Genomic DNA, 16,369 nt, shown 5'->3' on the forward strand with positions numbered 1-16,369 from the left:
AACATTTTTTTGACTAATCAGTTTGGTTTGTAAGCATTGATTTGATTCATGGCAGGCTGAATCTCACCATTCACCAGCATTTTAGTGCGAGCCAATGCGTGATGGATTGCGTCATCCATTAAATTTTGTTCATTGCTTGGTGCTTTGCTTAAGACATGTCCTGAAACACGTTCTTTTGAACCGGGGTGACCAATACCAATGCGTAAGCGATGGAAGTTTGGACCGATATGAGGGACTATGTCACGTAAACCATTATGACCACCATGACCACCACCTGTTTTTAGGCGAATGACACCAGGGTTCATATCCAGTTCATCGTGAGCAATCAGTATTGCTTCTGGAGCAATATTGTAGAATTTTGCGAAGGGAACAACACTTTTACCAACAAGGTTCATAAAGGTTGTGGGTAATAGCAGACGGACGTCTTGACCTTCGATATTACCACGCCCACTCATTCCATTGAATTTTGGGTCTTTTTTAAGCGTAATGCCATATTGTTCTGCAAGGCGTTCAACAAACCAAAAGCCTGCATTATGGCGGGTTTGGGCATACTCAGAACCTGGGTTGCCCAAACCAACAATCAGTGAAATATTTGACACTAATTACACCAATAACACTTATGCGCGAACGAAGTCAGCGTGCATAGGCGTGTTTTTAGCTGGGTGACGTTGTAACGCTTTGATTTTAACGCTTTCAACTTTGTCGCCAACTTTGATTTCAACAACTTCTTCGAAGAAAGCGTTGTTTTCTAAAGCTTTAACAAGCTCACGAAGTTCTAAAGTAACAGCTACAGGTTCAGCAGCACCACCGTAGATGATAGCTGGAACTTGAGCAGCGTGACGAAGGCGGCGGCTCGCACCTTTCCCTTGGTTAGCTGCTTCACGCGCTTGAGCGTTTAATACGAAGTTTGCCATGATAGACATCCTTAATTTAAGTTTTAAATAAACTAGATCTGCGACCGACCTAGTGAGACAAAGCCCTGCACTGGGCAGGGCTTTTAAAATTCAGCGCTATATTATAGATAAGAATCAAACATTGCACTAATAGATTCTTCGTTGTTAATACGACGAATTGTTTCAGCAACCATACTCGCAACTGAAACTTGGCGAATCTTACCAAGAGCTTGAGCTTCTTCAGAAAGAGGAATGGTGTCTGTAACAACCAATTCATCAATCACAGAGTTTTTCAAGTTTTCGATAGCTTTACCTGATAAAACAGGGTGAGTTGCATAAGCAACCACTTTGCGCGCACCAAATGTTTTCAATGCATCAGCAGCTTTACATAACGTACCTGCAGTATCCACCATGTCATCTACGATGACGCAGTCACGGCCTTTAACATCACCAATCAAGTGCATGACTTGTGATTCGTTTGCCTTTTGACGACGTTTGTCGATGATAGCAAGGTCAATATCGCCCATTTGTTTAGCAACAGCACGTGCACGAACGACACCGCCAACGTCAGGAGAAACCACCATGAGGTTATCATGTGATTGTTGACGAAGGTCAGCTAAAAGCGCTGGTGTACCGTAGATGTTGTCTACAGGGATATCGAAGAAACCTTGGATTTGGTCAGCGTGAAGGTCGATCATTACCACACGATCAATTCCTACAGTTGTCAGCATATCTGCGACAACTTTTGCAGTAATTGGAACACGTGATGAACGAGGACGACGGTCTTGACGCGCATAACCGAAATAAGGAATCACTGCGGTAATACGACCAGCACTTGCACGACGCAAAGCATCAGCCATAACGAGGATTTCCATCAGGTTATCATTCGTTGGGGCACAAGTAGGTTGTACGATAAATACGTCTTTACCACGAACATTTTCAGTAATTTCGACAGCAATTTCACCGTCAGAAAATTGACCAATAGATGCAGCACCTAAAGGGATGTGCAAGTGGCTTACGACTTTTTGGGCGAATTGTGGATGTGCAGATCCACTAAAAACGACAAGATTGGGCATGAAGCACCCTTGGCGGTTGGCAATTTAGGAATTAGATGGCAGGGGTAGCTGGATTCGAACCAACGGATGCCGATATCAAAAACCGGTGCCTTACCACTTGGCGATACCCCTAATGCGGCAGAACTTTAATATTTTTGCGTCATTCTGTCAAGGTAAATTAACAGTAGAACAGCAAAGTGTTGCTCTGTCTTTTTTGGAAAATGGCAGGGGTAGCTGGATTCGAACCAACGGATGCCGATATCAAAAACCGGTGCCTTACCACTTGGCGATACCCCTAAATTTGATTACTGTAAAATGGCAGGGGTAGCTGGATTCGAACCAACGGATGCCGATATCAAAAACCGGTGCCTTACCACTTGGCGATACCCCTAGTACAGTCATCTACAGGTGAAATAAAATGGCAGGGGTAGCTGGATTCGAACCAACGGATGCCGATATCAAAAACCGGTGCCTTACCACTTGGCGATACCCCTATCAGGTAACGTGGAAATGTCTTATTGGTGATTCATTCAAGCTGTTGACCAAGTAAGCTTTACATGGTGCATTTGCAAGAACATCATCAATGTTCATATCACTCGTTACTTCAGCAAAAACACAAGCACCTGTACCTGTAAGTTTTGCAACACCGAACTGGTCGAGATATTGCATCGCTTCATCTACTTCTGGATATAAACTTCTTGCCAAAGGCTCAAAATTATTTCCAAAATCAGATGGCTTTAACTGATAGGCGCAAAATTTAGAGCTCTTCGTGTTTCTTGTCAATGTTTTTTGTGAAAAAAGCAATTGAGTGCTGATAAAACAATCAGGTTTTAACACAATGTATTGTTTTTGATCTAAGTCTATGAATGTTAAGTGCTCACCTATGCCTTCAGCCCAAGCATTGCGACCATGGACAAAGATGGGAACGTCTGCGCCTAACTGAACACCCAAGTCTGCTAATTGCTCAGTATTTAGCCCGCACTGCCACAGTTGATTGACTACGATTAATGTCGTTGCAGCATCCGATGAACCACCACCTAAGCCTGCACCCATCGGAATATTTTTTTCAAGACGAATGGATAAACCGGTGGCTGTTTGTGCATACGGCTTAAGTATCTGCGTCGCCTTATAAATCAAATTTTGACTCAAATCGACACTGTTTAAGCCTTCAATATGAATTTCTTGATCTGTACGGAGCTCAAACTCTAACCAATCACACAGATCGATCAACTGGAAAATACTTTGCAGTTCGTGGTAGCCGTTTTCACGACGACCCGTAATGTGTAAAAACAAATTCAGTTTTGATGGGGCAGGGACACGGATCATAACGAGATAAACTAGCGGTTTTGAATGACCATTGTAATACGGTTTTCTGCACCATTTTCAAGTGCTTGTTTTAAAATCAACCGATTTGGCATATGGGCTTGTTCGTTATAGCTCAGCTCAACGCTCCAACCATCTTCAATGATCTTTACCGCTCGTTTGGCACTGTCACGTTGGATTTGTGCTTGAACTGTTGCAGGTTTGGCTTGAACCCAATTGACTAAATGGGTGATGGGTGCCTGCCAACCTGTTGCTGTTTTTAAAAGTTCTTCAGGAGTTTCAGCTTGGATGAGGCCAGTTTTAGCACTATTCAGGCTAACTTCACCTGGACGACCAGTAATTTGCGTTTTACCAACGCCTAAAATTCCACTGAGCTCAATATCAAACTCTTGTTGCTGTTGTACCCATGTGAAAAAAGCACTGCCTGTCTGTTCAGGCGTACGCACCCCAATTTTACCCTGTAAGCTAAATTGTTGATCAGATTCGGTTTGTATAGTGTTTGGATCAAGCTGTGGTTTAGTAAATTGTTGACAGCCTGTTAGTGCTAAGCTACTTGCAGCAAGTAAGCTTAAGCTCAGATTTGAGAAAATACGCATAAAAACTATGAGCTCTTTTTCAGTTGTTGGGGTAACAATAAAGTATTGAGTTGATCCAATTGAGGATCATTTGGGTGTTTTTGTTTGAGTTGTTGTAACACAGTGGAGAATTTTTGCAGATCACCGAGCATATAAACTGAACGCGCATAACGCACGCCAATATTGACACTACCACTGATGAGGTAGGCTTTTTCTAAGACTTTGGCTGACGTGCTAAAGTCATTTTGTAAGTAACAAATAAAGCCCAAGGTGTCTAAGATGGAGGCTTGTTCAGGGGCATATTCTAAAGCATGTTCAACAAATCTACGTGCATCATCTAAGCGTCTGTTTTGCAAGGCTAAAGTATATGCATAAGCATTGAGATAGGTTGGGCTATTGGGCTCGATACTTAACAGTTGGTTTAGCAACTTTTCAAGTTTGTCTTTATCCGTATGTGGATCCAACATTAGCACTTCAGAATAGATCAGTTCAGGATCATCCGGTAAGTTCTTAATCGCCTCATCTAACAGTCGCATGGCTGCGGCTTTGTTATTCATGCGCTTTAAAATATCGGCTTGCGCCTGATACAAAAAACTTGCATGTTGTGGATAGTTCACCCGTTCTTGGGTTAAAAAGCGCAAAGCATCATTGGGTTTGTTTTGCTGAGTATAGATACTGATGAGGCTACGACGTGATACGGTATACAGACTACCATCGACTAGACGATAGTAGGCCTTGGCTGTTTCAAAATGCTGTTTTCGTTCAGCATTCACTGCTAGATAGTAATAGGCTTCATTTTGATATTCGGCTGAATTACGTAGTTCAACCAGATATTTTTCCGCTTTTTCGTACTTTTTTAAGTCAATACTGGTTAACCCCGCAATAAACAAGGCTTCTTCTTGGTTAGGCCATTTTTTAATCAGGCTCTCAAGCTTGGTTAAGGCCTCATTCGACGCATTAATTTTAATCAGATATTTGGCTTCGGCTAAACGGACATCGACATTGTCACGGTGTTTACGACTCGATTTTGCATACCAATTACGGGTTTCTTCTTCTTGACCGAGTGCGCTGAGTAAGTTGGCTTTCATCAGGATGTAGCCTGTGACTTTTCCGCGCTTTTTTAGGGCTTTATTGATGGTGGTTAGGGCTTGGTCAAGCTGGCCATTTTGCGCCTCTAAACCTGCAATCAATGCCAAAATAGAGGGATTGTTCCGCTCCTTACTTGAACGTAGTGCTTGGATGAGAATTTCTTGATCTTCAGGTTCTTCAGGGGCAATCCCCGCAAGGATTTGCTCTAAATCAGCATTGGCATCAATGTTGAGAATTTTATCGAGTGTTTCAGCTGCAAGTTCATATTCATGTGCTTTGAGTGCAATGTGAGATAAATAAAATAAGGCTGGAACATCGGTAGGCTCTTGCACCACCCAATGCGTTGCAATGTCGAGTGCGGCATGCAAGTCATTTTGTTCAAGGGCAATATTTAAAGCGCGCTGTTTAATGGTGGTGGAATTACTTTTAATCGCCAACACAGTATAGTTATGCAGGGCAGTCGCGCTGTCTTGATAAGCCAGTGCAAATTCGGCAATCATACTTTGTTGAATTGCATCATAATTAGATAGCGAAAAATCTCCAGCTGCTCTAAGATGAGCACTAGATGCCATGCTACCGACGAGTAAGAATGTGGTAGAATATTGCTTAATTCTCGCGCCGCTCAGTCGGCAATGTGTTTGACGCAATTTTTCTTGATCCAAGTAATGCTTTTTATGACACCGTTATTGCACAATAGCATAAATTTAGCGAAATGATGATCTGATATGTCTTTCTTTGCATTGGGTGTCAACCATCAAACCGCCTCCGTAGAATTGCGTGAGCAAATTGCATTTAACCCTGAAAAGTTAACACAACTGCTTGAGCAACAAGGCCAAAACCAAGACTTAAATGAAATGGTAGTGGTCTCTACGTGTAACAGAACAGAAGTGTATGCCATGTCTGAAAACTCAGATATGGTATTAAACTGGCTCGCCCAAGCAAATGGCATAGATGTTAAACAATTGTTGAATCATGTATACCGTTATGAAAATGCGCAGGCTGTCACTCACTTAATGCGTGTTGCAAGCGGTTTAGATTCACTCATGCTTGGTGAACCGCAAATTTTGGGGCAGGTTAAATCAGCACTATCTCTAGCGAAGACGGCTCATACTGTTTCTCCTCATTTAAACCGAATTTTTGAATATGCTTTCTATGCGGCGAAACGCGTCCGCTCTGAAACGGCTGTGGGTAGTCATGCTGTATCGATGGGTTACGCGGTGGCTCAGCTTGCATTACAAGTGTTTAGTAAGCCTGAAAAGTTGACAGTCATGGTGGTCGCTGCGGGCGAAATGAATAGCTTAGTGGCGAAGCATTTGGCTGAAATGGGCGTCGCAAAAATCCTCATTTGTAACCGTACCCGTGAACGGGCTGAAACTTTGGCTCAAGAAATAGCCCATCGTGTAGATGTGGAAATCATTGAGTTTGATCAGTTGGCTAATAACTTAGCGCGTGCAGATGTCATTTCCAGTTGTACCGGTAGTTTACATCAAGTGATTCATTATCCAGATGTAAAAGCTGCCTTAAAAAAGCGTCGTTATCAACAAATGTTGATGGTCGATTTGGCTGTTCCGCGTGATATCGACCCGAAAGTGGAAAGTTTGGATGGCGTCTATTTATATGGCGTAGATGACTTGCAGTCGGTGATTGATGAAAACCTTGCTCAACGTCGTCAGGCGGCGGTTGAAGCTGAGGTGATGGTCAACCAACTAGCAACGGAGTTGGTGACCCAGCAGAAGGTTAATCTCGCAGGTGAAACCATCCATGCTTACCGTCAGCAAGGTGAACACTTAAGACAAGAAGAACTAGATCTAGCGCTGGCACGGATTGCGAAAGGAGAAAAACCGGAGCGGGTGATGCAAGAGTTTGCACATCGTTTGACGCAGAAGTTGCTACATCCGACCTCGATTATGCTGCGTGAAGCAGCCAAATCAGAAGATCCGAGTCATTTTGAACAAATGCAAACATGTTTAAATGAGACTTTTACTAAACGTCGTAAAACTAAAAAGTAAATCTAAATACAAAAATGCAATAGGTTTAAGTAATCAGTCTTAAGCCTATTTTTTTGGTCAGTTCAAAGAGTTTATGTTTTAAATTTCGTGTCTCAATTAATGAATTTGGGGCTTTAAGTTTAAGTTTTAAATATTTTTCTTCAAGCGAAAGAGCATATTCACTGGCCAGTTTATCCGCCAGTTCTGGTGTTTTAGTTAGTTCTTCAATATTGGTACGCTGCATAATATCGGCAATCGCGTTGGCATAACGGCTACATGCACCCAAAACATAATAGGTTGCCAGTTCTTGGTCGTCGGGTAAATCATCAAAGATGCCATCTAAGACTTGTAGCACATGCGCTAAAAGTTCATCTTCAGGTAAATAGGCGCGTAGAGTTTCAAAGTGAATATACAAAAACGGATGATGGATCAGAACGGCGAGGGCGAAGTCTTCATCTTTGGTGCGAATATTAAAAGACAACGAGGCATCGTTGCTGACTTGAGGTGTCCAGCGACGACCAAAACCAAGCTTTTCTTTGAAGGATTGATTTAGCAAATAACGGAAAGAGCCCGTTTTCGGCAATAAGTCCGTCAGTTGGCGCAACTCACTCATGACCTGACTTTTACCTTCAGGGCTACTAATGTCATGGTTCTGCGTCAGATGTGCAAAAACAAAATCTGACAGTAGTGGGGCCTGTTGGAGCAGTTTATTAAAGTTTTCAATACCTTCGCGACGAATCATTGAGTCAGGGTCATGATCATTTGGCAGCACAAAGAACTTCAGCTCACGACCATCATTGAGTAACGGTAATGCAATTTCTAAAGTACGGCGTGCTGCTTTTTGTCCAGCCACGTCACCATCGAAGGCAATGGTAATCCGGTTGTTTTGTTTAAACAGAATATTTAAGTGTTCGGTGTTACTGGCAGTTCCCAAGGTCGCCACAGCACCTGCAATGCCATACTGCTGTAGTGCAATCACATCCATATAGCCTTCGACCATTAGGCAGTCTTGGGCTTTTTGTTTACGACCTTCATATAAACCATAAAGCAATTGGTTTTTATGAAATACCTCAGAGTCTGGCGAGTTGATGTATTTGGGCTTAATTTCGTCATTTAGAGCACGACCACCGAATCCCACCACACGACCTTTGGCATCACGAATCGGAAATATGACGCGATCCCGTAACAAGTCAAAGTCACGACCGTTGTCGCTGGTACGAATCAATCCGAGTAGCTTTAAGCCTTCGATATCTTGCGGGAAGGCTTTTTCTAAGTGTTGCCAGTCCTCAGGTGCATAACCTAAACGCCAATATGCAATGGTATCTCGGCTGAGTCCACGTTGCTTAAAGTACTGCTGAGCAGAGCGACTATGCGGTAGTTGCTGCTCATAGTATTGCGCAATATTTTCTAACAGGTCGTATAAGTTGCCTTCTTGAACGGGGGCAGTGTTGAAGCCCTCGAAAGTATCAAAATCAGCATAACCCTCTTGGTAGTCCATGGACTGAAATTCAGCAAAAGGATCATGCTCAATTTGAAACTCAGGTTGTACCAGAGCTGGCTCAGTTTTCTTGGCTTCTGCGACATCGACCTGTGGTTTTTGGACAGGTTTAGCTTCTCGCTTATACACCAGTTTTTTCGAGTCACGGTTGTCTTTTGGAAGTTCGATGCCTGTTTGACTCGACAAATCCTTCATCACATCAATAAAGCTACGACTGTCGATGTCCATTAAAAAACGAATGGCATTACCATTGGCCTGACAACCAAAACAGTGGAAATACTGTTTGTCACGATACACGTGAAAAGATGGTGATTTTTCTTGATGGAACGGACAACAGCCTGAATAGGTGCGACCTGACTTTTTAAGTTTCACACGTTGACCAATCAGGTCGACAATGTCGGTCCGATCTAAAATTTGGTCAATGGTGTGTTGAGGAATAGCCATGTCGAATCGTCAGTCGCTGATGTTTTGAACCGTGAAAAGAAGCAGAGATGGAGGTTTTAAAATGCAAAAAACCATCGAATCTAGATTGTTTTGTATACCTTTTAAGCGTTTTGATCAAGCGGAAATCGCACAAAACAAAAGGGCAAGTATGATAACTTGCCCTTTCTAAAATAGCGAATATTTCAGAGGAATTATTCGGTTTCAGTATTGATGTTTTGCTGTGTTTCAGGACGATCGAGTAGACCGAAACTGATACGGTTGGTAAAGCTGCGCTCTGTTGTTTGTTTCGGCTGTTCGATTGTTTCTTCAGAACTGTTTTGTTCTTCGCGACCAAACACACCTAAAGTCGCGCGGTTGACCCAACTTGCTTCTTTACGTGCAGCGCGTAAGTTCACTTCACCATTCGATTTCACTAAATTTGGATAATTTAGTTTCAAGACATCGGTATATTGTTGCGCAGTTTGCTTGTCGCCCAATTGGTCATACGAATAAGCAACAGTTGCTAAAGCTTCAGGCACTTGAGGGCTTTGTGGATAATGTTCAATCACCCATTGCGCACGCTCTAGTGCTGCGACCCATGCTTTACGTTTGATATTAAAACGTGCCGCATTCATTTCGCTTTCAGCCAACTCATTGCTGATAAACTTCATGCGCTGTGCGGCATCAACCGCATAAGTGCTTGAAGGGTAACGACGAATAAAGTCTACGAAGTTTTGATATGCCACTTTAAGATAGCTCACATCGCGATGTGCTTGCTTTAAAGAAGTATAACGAATCAAACCATCATAGTTTTGTTCCATATTGGCTACGCCACGGACATAGTAGGCATAGTCCACGTTTGGATGCTGAGGGTTCAAACGAATGAAACGATCAGCCAGTGCAATCGCACCTTCATAATCTTTCTGCTGAAACTTCACATAGAGCAGCTCTAGTTGAGCTTGTTGCGCATATTCACCTGTAGGGTAATAGGTATCTAATGCTTCTAAGTGTTTTGCAGCGTCGGTATATTGACCACTTTGCAGTGCTTTTTCTGCTTTTTGAATATAAACCTGTTCACTCGATTGTGGACCGGTATCTACCACTTCTTTCTTGGGATTGCTGCTACAGCCTACCATTGCAGATGCAATGCCAATCGTTAGAGCAAGCATTGTCATTTTATAATGTGGTAGCGACATAAAAATTCCTCTGTTAATACGGGCAATGAGCTACAATTGCGCTATTAAATCACTTTTATTTGAATGATCAAATGGCTCAAGCACAATCTTCCGATCCAAATTTCCCTGAAACCGATTTCAATTTACTTGAAGATTCTGAGGATGCAGATAACCATACTTCAAGCTCTACTGCAACACGTTTATCGTTGCAATTTCAATTGGATGAAACTTATCTCGGACAACGTATAGACCAAGTTGCAGCAACGATTTGGAGCGACTTTTCGCGTGAAAAACTCAAACAGTGGCTAAAAGAAGGCCATTTGTTGGTAAATGGTAACAGTGTCAAACCCAAATATAAATGTGAAGGATTTGAACTGTTAACCCTTGAAGTTGAGTTAGAAGCCCAAACTCGTAGTCTGCCTGAAGACATTCCGCTGGATATTGTCTATGAAGATGAGGACATTATTGTCGTTAATAAACCTGTTGGGATGGTGGTTCACCCAGGTGCGGGCAATTCATCGGGTACGTTGGTAAATGCATTATTGCATCACTATCCAAAATCGGCAGAACTGACCCGTGCGGGTTTGGTACATCGTATTGATAAAGATACGTCAGGCTTGTTGGTCGTTGCGAAAAATTTAGAAGCGCAATTTTCACTGAGTAAGCAATTGGCGAAAAAAACGGTTTACCGTGTTTATGACCTGATTGTGTATGGCAATGTGATTGCGGGTGGCACGGTGGATGAACCGATTAAACGTCACCCTGTAGATCGTGTCAAAATGGCGGTATTGCCGGGCGGTAAAGATGCTGTAACACACTACAACGTGAAAGAACGCTTCCAACATTTCACCCGCATCCAAGCTCGTCTTGAAACTGGACGTACGCATCAGATTCGTGTGCATTTTAGTTATATTGGTTTTGGTTTAGTTGGCGATCCTGTGTATATGCCGCGTGTGCGCGTGCCCGCAGGTGCAACAGAACTTTTAGATGAGACTTTACGTGGTTTCAGACGCCAAGCCTTGCATGCAGCAGAGCTCGGTTTGAAACACCCTCGTACAGGTGATGAAATGTTGTTTAAAGCGCCGTGGCCAGCAGACTTGGCGACCTTGGTCGATGTACTCCGTACGGAAAACAAAGCCTACTAAGTTATAGCTGAATCATCATAAGGACAGTATATGCAATTTGTTCAAGGACTTCCGGCAGGTGTTTTTGTGGGGCAAACCCGTGTGCATCATGATCGTGCTTTAGAAACCACTCAAACTGAACTGCAAGGCTTTAATTTGGCTTTGCACGTACAGGATGATGCCGCACGTGTGCAACAGCATCGCATGATCTTGCTCGAAGAGTTTGCGGGCTATGGGGTCGATAAAATCACATGGATGACGCAAACCCACAGCACCATTTGCCGTGTAGTGAATGAGCAAATTGACTTTGATGCTCAAGAAGGGGATGGTTTGGTGACGCAGCGCCCGAAGCATGCCCTGATGATGATGACAGCCGATTGTTTGCCAGTGGTTGTAGGCAATGCAGATGGAACTGAAGTAGCCAATTTGCATGCAGGTTGGCGTGGGTTGGCGCATGGCATTATTGAAAATACCATTGCCAGCATGAACACTCAGCCGACATGGGCTTGGTTGGGTGCGGCCATTAGTCAACCTTGTTTTGAAATTGGGGCGGAAGTAAAAGAAGCTTTTTGTTCAAAGTATGCTGAGCTTGAGTCTGCATTTCAAACTGGTGCGCAAGCTGGAAAATATTATGCTGACTTATATGCGATCGCAAAATTCATTCTAAAACAGCACGGTGTTGAGGTAGTCTCTGGTGGTGATCAGTGTTCATTTAGCCAGTCGGATGAGTACTTCTCTTATCGACGTCATGCCAAAACTGGGCGTATGGGGACATTCGTGTTTATGCAATAGTTAGGCTTTTGATGAAGTGCTTGGCTGTTTTAATCCTTGCACTTACTCCCCACTCAGCGAGTGGAAGTGTTAAACTTAACTCAATTCTTTGGTCTTAAAAATTTCCATGTCTGTACCTGATCTTGTTTCTGCTACACCTGTTCATGTGTGTGTGGTTTATCATAGCGCCTATGGTCATACGGCGAAAGTCGCTCAGTATATTGCACAAGGTGCAGAGCAGGCGGGTGCTGATGTGCATTTAATTTCTGTTGCTGCAGTGCAGTGGGACTTGTTAGATCAGGCCGATATTATTGTGATGGGTTGCCCAACGTATATGGGCAGTCTTACAGCAGCGCTTAAGCAGTTTATGGAAGATTCCTCTAAGCGCTGGTTAGCACGGGCTTGGCAAGGAAAACTGGCTGCAGGCTTTACCAATGGTGGGGGCTTAAGTGGCGATAAACTGGCGGTATTACAGCAGATTAATTTATTTGCTATGCAGCATGGTATGTTGTGGGCTGGTTTACCGTTTATGCCGACGGGACGTAGCCAACACGATATTAATCGGATGTCGAGCTTTTTAGGTTTGATGACTCAGTCAGACAACGCTAGTATTGAAATAACCCCACCTGAAGGTGACTTGGAAACTGCTCGAAAGTTTGGAAAATATTTGGTTGAGCTAAAAGCTGACTATTAACAGTTCTGATAATAAAAAACCTCCACATGGGAGGTTTTTTATTATTTATGCATAATACGGGCTTTATCACGTTGCCAGTCACGGTCTTTTTCCGTGGCACGTTTGTCATGCAGCTGTTTGCCTTTCACTAAAGCGATTTCTAATTTCGCACGTGGTCCTTTCCAATAAGCAACAAGTGGAACACACGAATAACCTTTTTGATTCACTGCGCCGAGTAGCTTATCCAGTTCACGACGGTTCAACAGTAACTTACGGGTACGGGTCGCTTCAGGAACAATGTGCGTAGATGCACTGAGTAAAGGCTGAATTTGAGCACCGAACAGGAAAGCTTCACCATTTTTAAAGGTGATATAACTCTCAGACAGCGTCATACGACCTGCACGTAATGATTTCACTTCCCAGCCTTGCAGTGACAGGCCAGCTTCAAATTTTTCTTCAATAAAATAGTCGTGACGTGCACGTTTATTCTGTGCAATCGTCCCGCTGGTATTTTTTTTAACTACAGTTGCTTTCGCCATAATCAATTACTTCCAACAATGTACCTATTGTGCCTTAAAGCATGGTTAAGGTGAAGTTTTTTCAAATTTATAGAGTTTCTTCACCTATAAAACAAGTTTTTGCTAAAATATGGCTCTACAAAATCAACAGAGTAAAAATGGATGTCTAAAACTCGCGTCATTTACCCGGGGACTTTTGATCCAATTACCAATGGTCATATTGATTTGGTTACACGTGCATCACGTATGTTTGATGAAGTGGTGGTAGCCATTGCCATTGGTCATCATAAAAACCCTCTCTTTAGTTTAGAAGAGCGTGTGAGCTTGGCCAAAGCATCATTAAGCCATCTTGATAATGTTGAGTTTGTAGGTTTTGATGGTTTGTTGGTGAACTTCTTCCGTGAACAAAAAGCAACGGCTGTACTGCGAGGATTGCGTGCAGTGTCTGACTTTGAATACGAGTTCCAGTTAGCCAATATGAACCGTCAACTTGATTCACACTTTGAGGCGGTATTTTTAACGCCGTCAGAACAGTATTCATTTATTTCATCGACATTGATTCGTGAAATAGCACGTTTAAAAGGTGATGTGACGAAGTTTGTACCACAAGCGGTGGTTGCTGCTTTTGAACGTAAACATCAACAAGGTTGGTAATGTGTCTTTATATATAACCGATGAATGCATCAATTGTGATGTTTGTGAACCTGTGTGCCCCAATGAAGCCATTTTCATGGGGGAATTGATTTATGAAATCAATCCAGACTTATGCACAGAGTGTATCGGACATTATGATAAACCCCAGTGCCAATTGTTCTGTCCAGTGGATTGTATTCCGCTAGATCCTAATCATGCGGAAACTGAGGATGAGCTCATGGATAAATATAAAAAACTAATTGCTCAAAAAAGCGCAAGCAATTAAGTCTAAAATTTGATACTATGCGCCTCGAAGTGAGCCAGACGATCGCTGCTGTGGAGATCTCCGTGATTGAAGCAGGGGAGGAAAGTCCGGGCTTCATAGGGCAAGGTGCCAGGTAACGCCTGGGCGGCGTGAGCCGACGGAAAGTGCAGCAGAGAGTAGACCGCCTTCATTATGGTTTCGAGCAATCGAAATCGGAGGTAAGGGTGAAAGGGTGCGGTAAGAGCGCACCGCATGGCTGGTAACAGTTCATGGCATGGTAAACCCCACCGGAAGCAAGACCAAATAGGGATCCTTTAGGCATGGCCCATGCTGGATCCGGGTAGGTCGCTTGAGCGTATGAGTGATTGTACGCCTAGAGGAATGATCGTTCTCGACAGAACCCGGCTTATCGGCTCACTTCAACAAATTTTGATCAATTAAGCGCGCAAGGTACTTGACGTACTGGTGAGAAAACCACATAATGCGCGCACAGTTTACGGCTATGTAGCTCAGTTGGTTAGAGCACCGCACTCATAATGCGGGGGTCACAAGTTCAAGTCTCGTCATAGCCACCATTTTTATAGACCACGTTCCAAAACGTGGTCTTTTTTTGTCCTTATTTTGGGCTTAATACCCACCTCCAATTTGCGTTTGTTGTTGTGAAGAAACTTCCTGAGCAGTAATTTTCTGCTGATCATCTGTTTCAATTAAATAGGTGGAAGAACGTTTTTTTGAAATTAACCCAAATTGATAGCGAGCGGTGAGTTGAACATAATTTTCTAGATATTTTGCACGATGACGTGGTTCTAATTTGAAAATATATTGTGCAAATTCTTCAGCATAACTTGGATTATTGAGTAAATTAGGATCGGTAATCGTGGCTAAATAATAATGTTGAGTTGGATTTATACCTTCCTCATTTTTAGGAAGGATGAGATAACCATAATCAAATTGGCTTAATTCCTTAAATTTTAGATTTTGTAAAGAAATAGGAATATAGTCTTGGTCACTTGTAATACTGTTCCAAACTTGTAACCCTGAAAAAATGAAAACTAAAATAGTTACGATGTAAAAATGTACATTCCATGTTGTAGAAATAGTCTTAGGTTCAACCCCATTTTTTATGACAATTGTGTGTGCTAGATAGTCGTGAATAGAGCGGCGATTTTTCCGATTAAAAATATATAAATAAATTATAGAAATCAGTAAGCTACCTAAAAGTATCGTAAAGATGCTATTCAATACTGGGTGAAAAAGTAGCGTAAAAGACATTAAGCAGAAAGGGGCATATAAAATTGCCGAGCGTAGAAATGAGGCGGATAGGCTGAGATACTGCTGATCTAGTTTGACGACTTTAATGGATTGAAGAATTTTGCCGATTGTTTGTCCATTATTGTTAACGCTGTTGCAATAAGTAAAGTATAGAATAACGAAAAGATAACCAATTAATGTTATGAGTATAGGGTATTCATAAGGAAATTTACCTAATAGGCTAGAGATAATGTTACAGAAAGCACCGATGAGCAAAGCATCAATGATAAATGCGAAGCTCCTACGCCAAAAGCCTGCAATATAAGGTTGTGTATCAGGTGATACATCATTTTCAATTGTATTATCCAAAATAATGACTCATGCTGTTATAAAATTATTGGTTTTGATGTTAAAAGTAATCAGTGATTAAAGTTTTAAGCACTTTATTAAATAGTGAGCTGTTTTACAGAATTGTAGAGATGAAATCAATAATTCGAAGAGATTCTTTTTATTTATATTGAGTTGATACTTCTGTGATTTTAATCCTTGGAAGCTATTTTGGATCTGCATATAGGCAGTACATTATTCTGCAAAAATTTATTTTTTTAGCCTGTAATTTTATTCTTTGTTCAGTTTAGTTGCGCATAGCATTTAGCATTTAGCATTTAGCATTTAGCATTTAGCATTTAGCATTTAGCATTTAGCATTTAGCATTTAGCATTTAGCATTTAGCATTGCAATTTCAAGTTGCTTATATGGTGATCTTTTTGAACATGATATAAGCGTTGTTGGGCTTTGCTGAGCTATGCCATGCATCGTTTTTTGTTACATGTTCTATAAGTGTTGATTGATGATTCATTTGGCAACATTCATGTAAGCGTGATTATAATTGACCAAGGCTGGACTCACGAGCTGGCATGCACTTAGTGCTGTTAAGAGTGTAGTAATAAGCAAGGATTTGATCTGCTTAAGGATAGTTTCCTTTATATATTTAGCTATTGTGCCCGATGTTTTTTACTAAATATGTATTAATTTTAAACATTTAATTATCAGTTGTTTAAATGCTGATCATTGGGATGGGGTAGGGCTTGACGGGTGTTTAATATGTATAGATA

Annotated in this window: 16 protein-coding genes, 5 tRNA genes and 1 other RNA gene; 8 read left to right on the forward strand and 14 right to left on the reverse strand. The window is 42.0% G+C overall.

Features of this window, described 5'->3' with window-relative positions; all coding sequences use genetic code 11:
- Positions 1-17: 17 nt before the first annotated feature.
- From pth to ACFN7Z_RS04110, 10 genes are all read right to left on the reverse strand, one after another.
- Complete coding sequence (pth, locus tag ACFN7Z_RS04065) at positions 18-599, reverse strand: aminoacyl-tRNA hydrolase (RefSeq protein WP_004695508.1); 582 nt, start codon at positions 597-599, stop codon at positions 18-20.
- Positions 600-617: 18 nt separating this feature from the next.
- The gene (gene rplY, locus ACFN7Z_RS04070) at positions 618-914 is read right to left on the reverse strand and encodes a 50S ribosomal protein L25 (RefSeq protein WP_004695511.1); all 297 of its coding nucleotides are present in this window, start codon (positions 912-914) and stop codon (positions 618-620) included.
- A 101-nt stretch (positions 915-1,015) separates the two neighbouring features.
- Complete coding sequence (locus ACFN7Z_RS04075) at positions 1,016-1,969, reverse strand: ribose-phosphate pyrophosphokinase (RefSeq protein ID WP_004695513.1); 954 nt, start codon at positions 1,967-1,969, stop codon at positions 1,016-1,018.
- Positions 1,970-2,005: 36 nt separating this feature from the next.
- A tRNA-Gln gene (locus ACFN7Z_RS04080) sits at positions 2,006-2,080 on the reverse strand.
- A 90-nt stretch (positions 2,081-2,170) separates the two neighbouring features.
- Positions 2,171-2,245: transfer RNA gene (locus ACFN7Z_RS04085), tRNA-Gln, on the reverse strand.
- Between the two features lie 19 nt (positions 2,246-2,264).
- Positions 2,265-2,339 (reverse strand) — tRNA-Gln (locus tag ACFN7Z_RS04090).
- Positions 2,340-2,367: 28 nt separating this feature from the next.
- Positions 2,368-2,442, reverse strand: a tRNA-Gln gene (locus tag ACFN7Z_RS04095).
- A gap of 1 nt (position 2,443) precedes the next feature.
- Positions 2,444-3,274 carry a 4-(cytidine 5'-diphospho)-2-C-methyl-D-erythritol kinase gene (ispE, locus tag ACFN7Z_RS04100; protein ID WP_010327307.1) on the reverse strand — a complete coding sequence of 277 codons (831 nt, stop codon included), beginning with the start codon at positions 3,272-3,274 and terminating at the stop codon, positions 2,444-2,446.
- Between the two features lie 11 nt (positions 3,275-3,285).
- Positions 3,286-3,867, reverse strand: a complete 582-nt coding sequence (lolB, locus tag ACFN7Z_RS04105; protein ID WP_010327306.1) for a lipoprotein insertase outer membrane protein LolB — start codon at positions 3,865-3,867, stop codon at positions 3,286-3,288.
- A gap of 5 nt (positions 3,868-3,872) precedes the next feature.
- Positions 3,873-5,582, reverse strand: coding sequence for a hypothetical protein (locus ACFN7Z_RS04110; protein WP_029575087.1), 1,710 nt, complete (start codon positions 5,580-5,582; stop codon positions 3,873-3,875).
- Positions 5,583-5,660: 78 nt separating this feature from the next.
- Here ACFN7Z_RS04110 and hemA point away from each other — a divergent pair, with 78 nt between their 5' ends.
- Positions 5,661-6,944 carry a glutamyl-tRNA reductase gene (gene hemA, locus ACFN7Z_RS04115; RefSeq protein WP_010327304.1) on the forward strand — a complete coding sequence of 428 codons (1,284 nt, stop codon included), beginning with the start codon at positions 5,661-5,663 and terminating at the stop codon, positions 6,942-6,944.
- 25 nt (positions 6,945-6,969) lie between these two features.
- On the opposite strand, the gene ACFN7Z_RS04120 is transcribed toward hemA, so the two are convergent.
- Complete coding sequence (locus ACFN7Z_RS04120) at positions 6,970-8,865, reverse strand: DNA primase (RefSeq protein ID WP_010327303.1); 1,896 nt, start codon at positions 8,863-8,865, stop codon at positions 6,970-6,972.
- A 191-nt stretch (positions 8,866-9,056) separates the two neighbouring features.
- Positions 9,057-10,040 carry an outer membrane protein assembly factor BamD gene (locus ACFN7Z_RS04125; RefSeq protein WP_010327302.1) on the reverse strand — a complete coding sequence of 328 codons (984 nt, stop codon included), beginning with the start codon at positions 10,038-10,040 and terminating at the stop codon, positions 9,057-9,059.
- A 71-nt stretch (positions 10,041-10,111) separates the two neighbouring features.
- Here ACFN7Z_RS04125 and rluD point away from each other — a divergent pair, with 71 nt between their 5' ends.
- The 3 genes from rluD to ACFN7Z_RS04140 all read left to right on the forward strand — a co-directional run bounded on the left by rluD (position 10,112) and on the right by ACFN7Z_RS04140 (position 12,608).
- On the forward strand, positions 10,112-11,164 hold the full coding sequence (rluD, locus tag ACFN7Z_RS04130) for a 23S rRNA pseudouridine(1911/1915/1917) synthase RluD (protein ID WP_010327301.1): 1,053 nt from the start codon (positions 10,112-10,114) through the stop codon (positions 11,162-11,164).
- A gap of 30 nt (positions 11,165-11,194) precedes the next feature.
- Positions 11,195-11,935 carry a peptidoglycan editing factor PgeF gene (gene pgeF / locus ACFN7Z_RS04135; protein WP_010327300.1) on the forward strand — a complete coding sequence of 247 codons (741 nt, stop codon included), beginning with the start codon at positions 11,195-11,197 and terminating at the stop codon, positions 11,933-11,935.
- A 106-nt stretch (positions 11,936-12,041) separates the two neighbouring features.
- Positions 12,042-12,608 carry a flavodoxin family protein gene (locus tag ACFN7Z_RS04140; RefSeq protein WP_004695530.1) on the forward strand — a complete coding sequence of 189 codons (567 nt, stop codon included), beginning with the start codon at positions 12,042-12,044 and terminating at the stop codon, positions 12,606-12,608.
- Positions 12,609-12,649: 41 nt separating this feature from the next.
- Here ACFN7Z_RS04140 and smpB read toward each other — a convergent pair whose 3' ends face one another.
- On the reverse strand, positions 12,650-13,126 hold the full coding sequence (gene smpB / locus ACFN7Z_RS04145; RefSeq protein ID WP_004695532.1) for an SsrA-binding protein SmpB: 477 nt from the start codon (positions 13,124-13,126) through the stop codon (positions 12,650-12,652).
- A gap of 141 nt (positions 13,127-13,267) precedes the next feature.
- Here smpB and coaD point away from each other — a divergent pair, with 141 nt between their 5' ends.
- The 4 genes from coaD to ACFN7Z_RS04165 all read left to right on the forward strand — a co-directional run bounded on the left by coaD (position 13,268) and on the right by ACFN7Z_RS04165 (position 14,578).
- Positions 13,268-13,759, forward strand: coding sequence for a pantetheine-phosphate adenylyltransferase (gene coaD, locus ACFN7Z_RS04150; protein ID WP_004695534.1), 492 nt, complete (start codon positions 13,268-13,270; stop codon positions 13,757-13,759).
- 1 nt (position 13,760) lies between these two features.
- The gene (locus tag ACFN7Z_RS04155; protein ID WP_004695536.1) at positions 13,761-14,024 is read left to right on the forward strand and encodes a YfhL family 4Fe-4S dicluster ferredoxin; all 264 of its coding nucleotides are present in this window, start codon (positions 13,761-13,763) and stop codon (positions 14,022-14,024) included.
- Positions 14,025-14,050: 26 nt separating this feature from the next.
- An RNA gene (gene rnpB, locus ACFN7Z_RS04160) (RNase P RNA component class A) lies at positions 14,051-14,428 on the forward strand.
- A 73-nt stretch (positions 14,429-14,501) separates the two neighbouring features.
- Positions 14,502-14,578: transfer RNA gene (locus ACFN7Z_RS04165), tRNA-Met, on the forward strand.
- 52 nt (positions 14,579-14,630) lie between these two features.
- Here the strand turns inward: ACFN7Z_RS04165 and ACFN7Z_RS04170 are convergent.
- On the reverse strand, positions 14,631-15,623 hold the full coding sequence (locus tag ACFN7Z_RS04170) for an RDD family protein (protein WP_010327298.1): 993 nt from the start codon (positions 15,621-15,623) through the stop codon (positions 14,631-14,633).
- Between the last annotated feature and the right edge of the window lie 746 nt (positions 15,624-16,369).

It is taken from the genome of Acinetobacter sp. P1332 (genome assembly GCF_044057475.1).
Lineage (GTDB): Bacteria > Pseudomonadota > Gammaproteobacteria > Pseudomonadales > Moraxellaceae > Acinetobacter > Acinetobacter johnsonii.

Excerpts from the sequence above, each read along its gene's own strand:
- rplY (WP_004695511.1), bottom strand. The coding sequence starts at position 914 with ATGGCAAACTTCGTATTAAACGCTCAAGCGCGTGAAGCAGCTAACCAA.
- ACFN7Z_RS04075 (WP_004695513.1), bottom strand. The coding sequence starts at position 1,969 with ATGCCCAATCTTGTCGTTTTTAGTGGATCTGCACATCCACAATTCGCC.
- ispE (WP_010327307.1), bottom strand. The coding sequence starts at position 3,274 with ATGATCCGTGTCCCTGCCCCATCAAAACTGAATTTGTTTTTACACATT.
- lolB (WP_010327306.1), bottom strand. The coding sequence starts at position 3,867 with ATGCGTATTTTCTCAAATCTGAGCTTAAGCTTACTTGCTGCAAGTAGC.
- hemA (WP_010327304.1), top strand. The coding sequence starts at position 5,661 with ATGTCTTTCTTTGCATTGGGTGTCAACCATCAAACCGCCTCCGTAGAA.
- ACFN7Z_RS04120 (WP_010327303.1), bottom strand. The coding sequence starts at position 8,865 with ATGGCTATTCCTCAACACACCATTGACCAAATTTTAGATCGGACCGAC.
- ACFN7Z_RS04125 (WP_010327302.1), bottom strand. The coding sequence starts at position 10,040 with ATGTCGCTACCACATTATAAAATGACAATGCTTGCTCTAACGATTGGC.
- rluD (WP_010327301.1), top strand. The coding sequence starts at position 10,112 with ATGGCTCAAGCACAATCTTCCGATCCAAATTTCCCTGAAACCGATTTC.
- pgeF (WP_010327300.1), top strand. The coding sequence starts at position 11,195 with ATGCAATTTGTTCAAGGACTTCCGGCAGGTGTTTTTGTGGGGCAAACC.
- ACFN7Z_RS04140 (WP_004695530.1), top strand. The coding sequence starts at position 12,042 with ATGTCTGTACCTGATCTTGTTTCTGCTACACCTGTTCATGTGTGTGTG.
- smpB (WP_004695532.1), bottom strand. The coding sequence starts at position 13,126 with ATGGCGAAAGCAACTGTAGTTAAAAAAAATACCAGCGGGACGATTGCA.
- coaD (WP_004695534.1), top strand. The coding sequence starts at position 13,268 with ATGTCTAAAACTCGCGTCATTTACCCGGGGACTTTTGATCCAATTACC.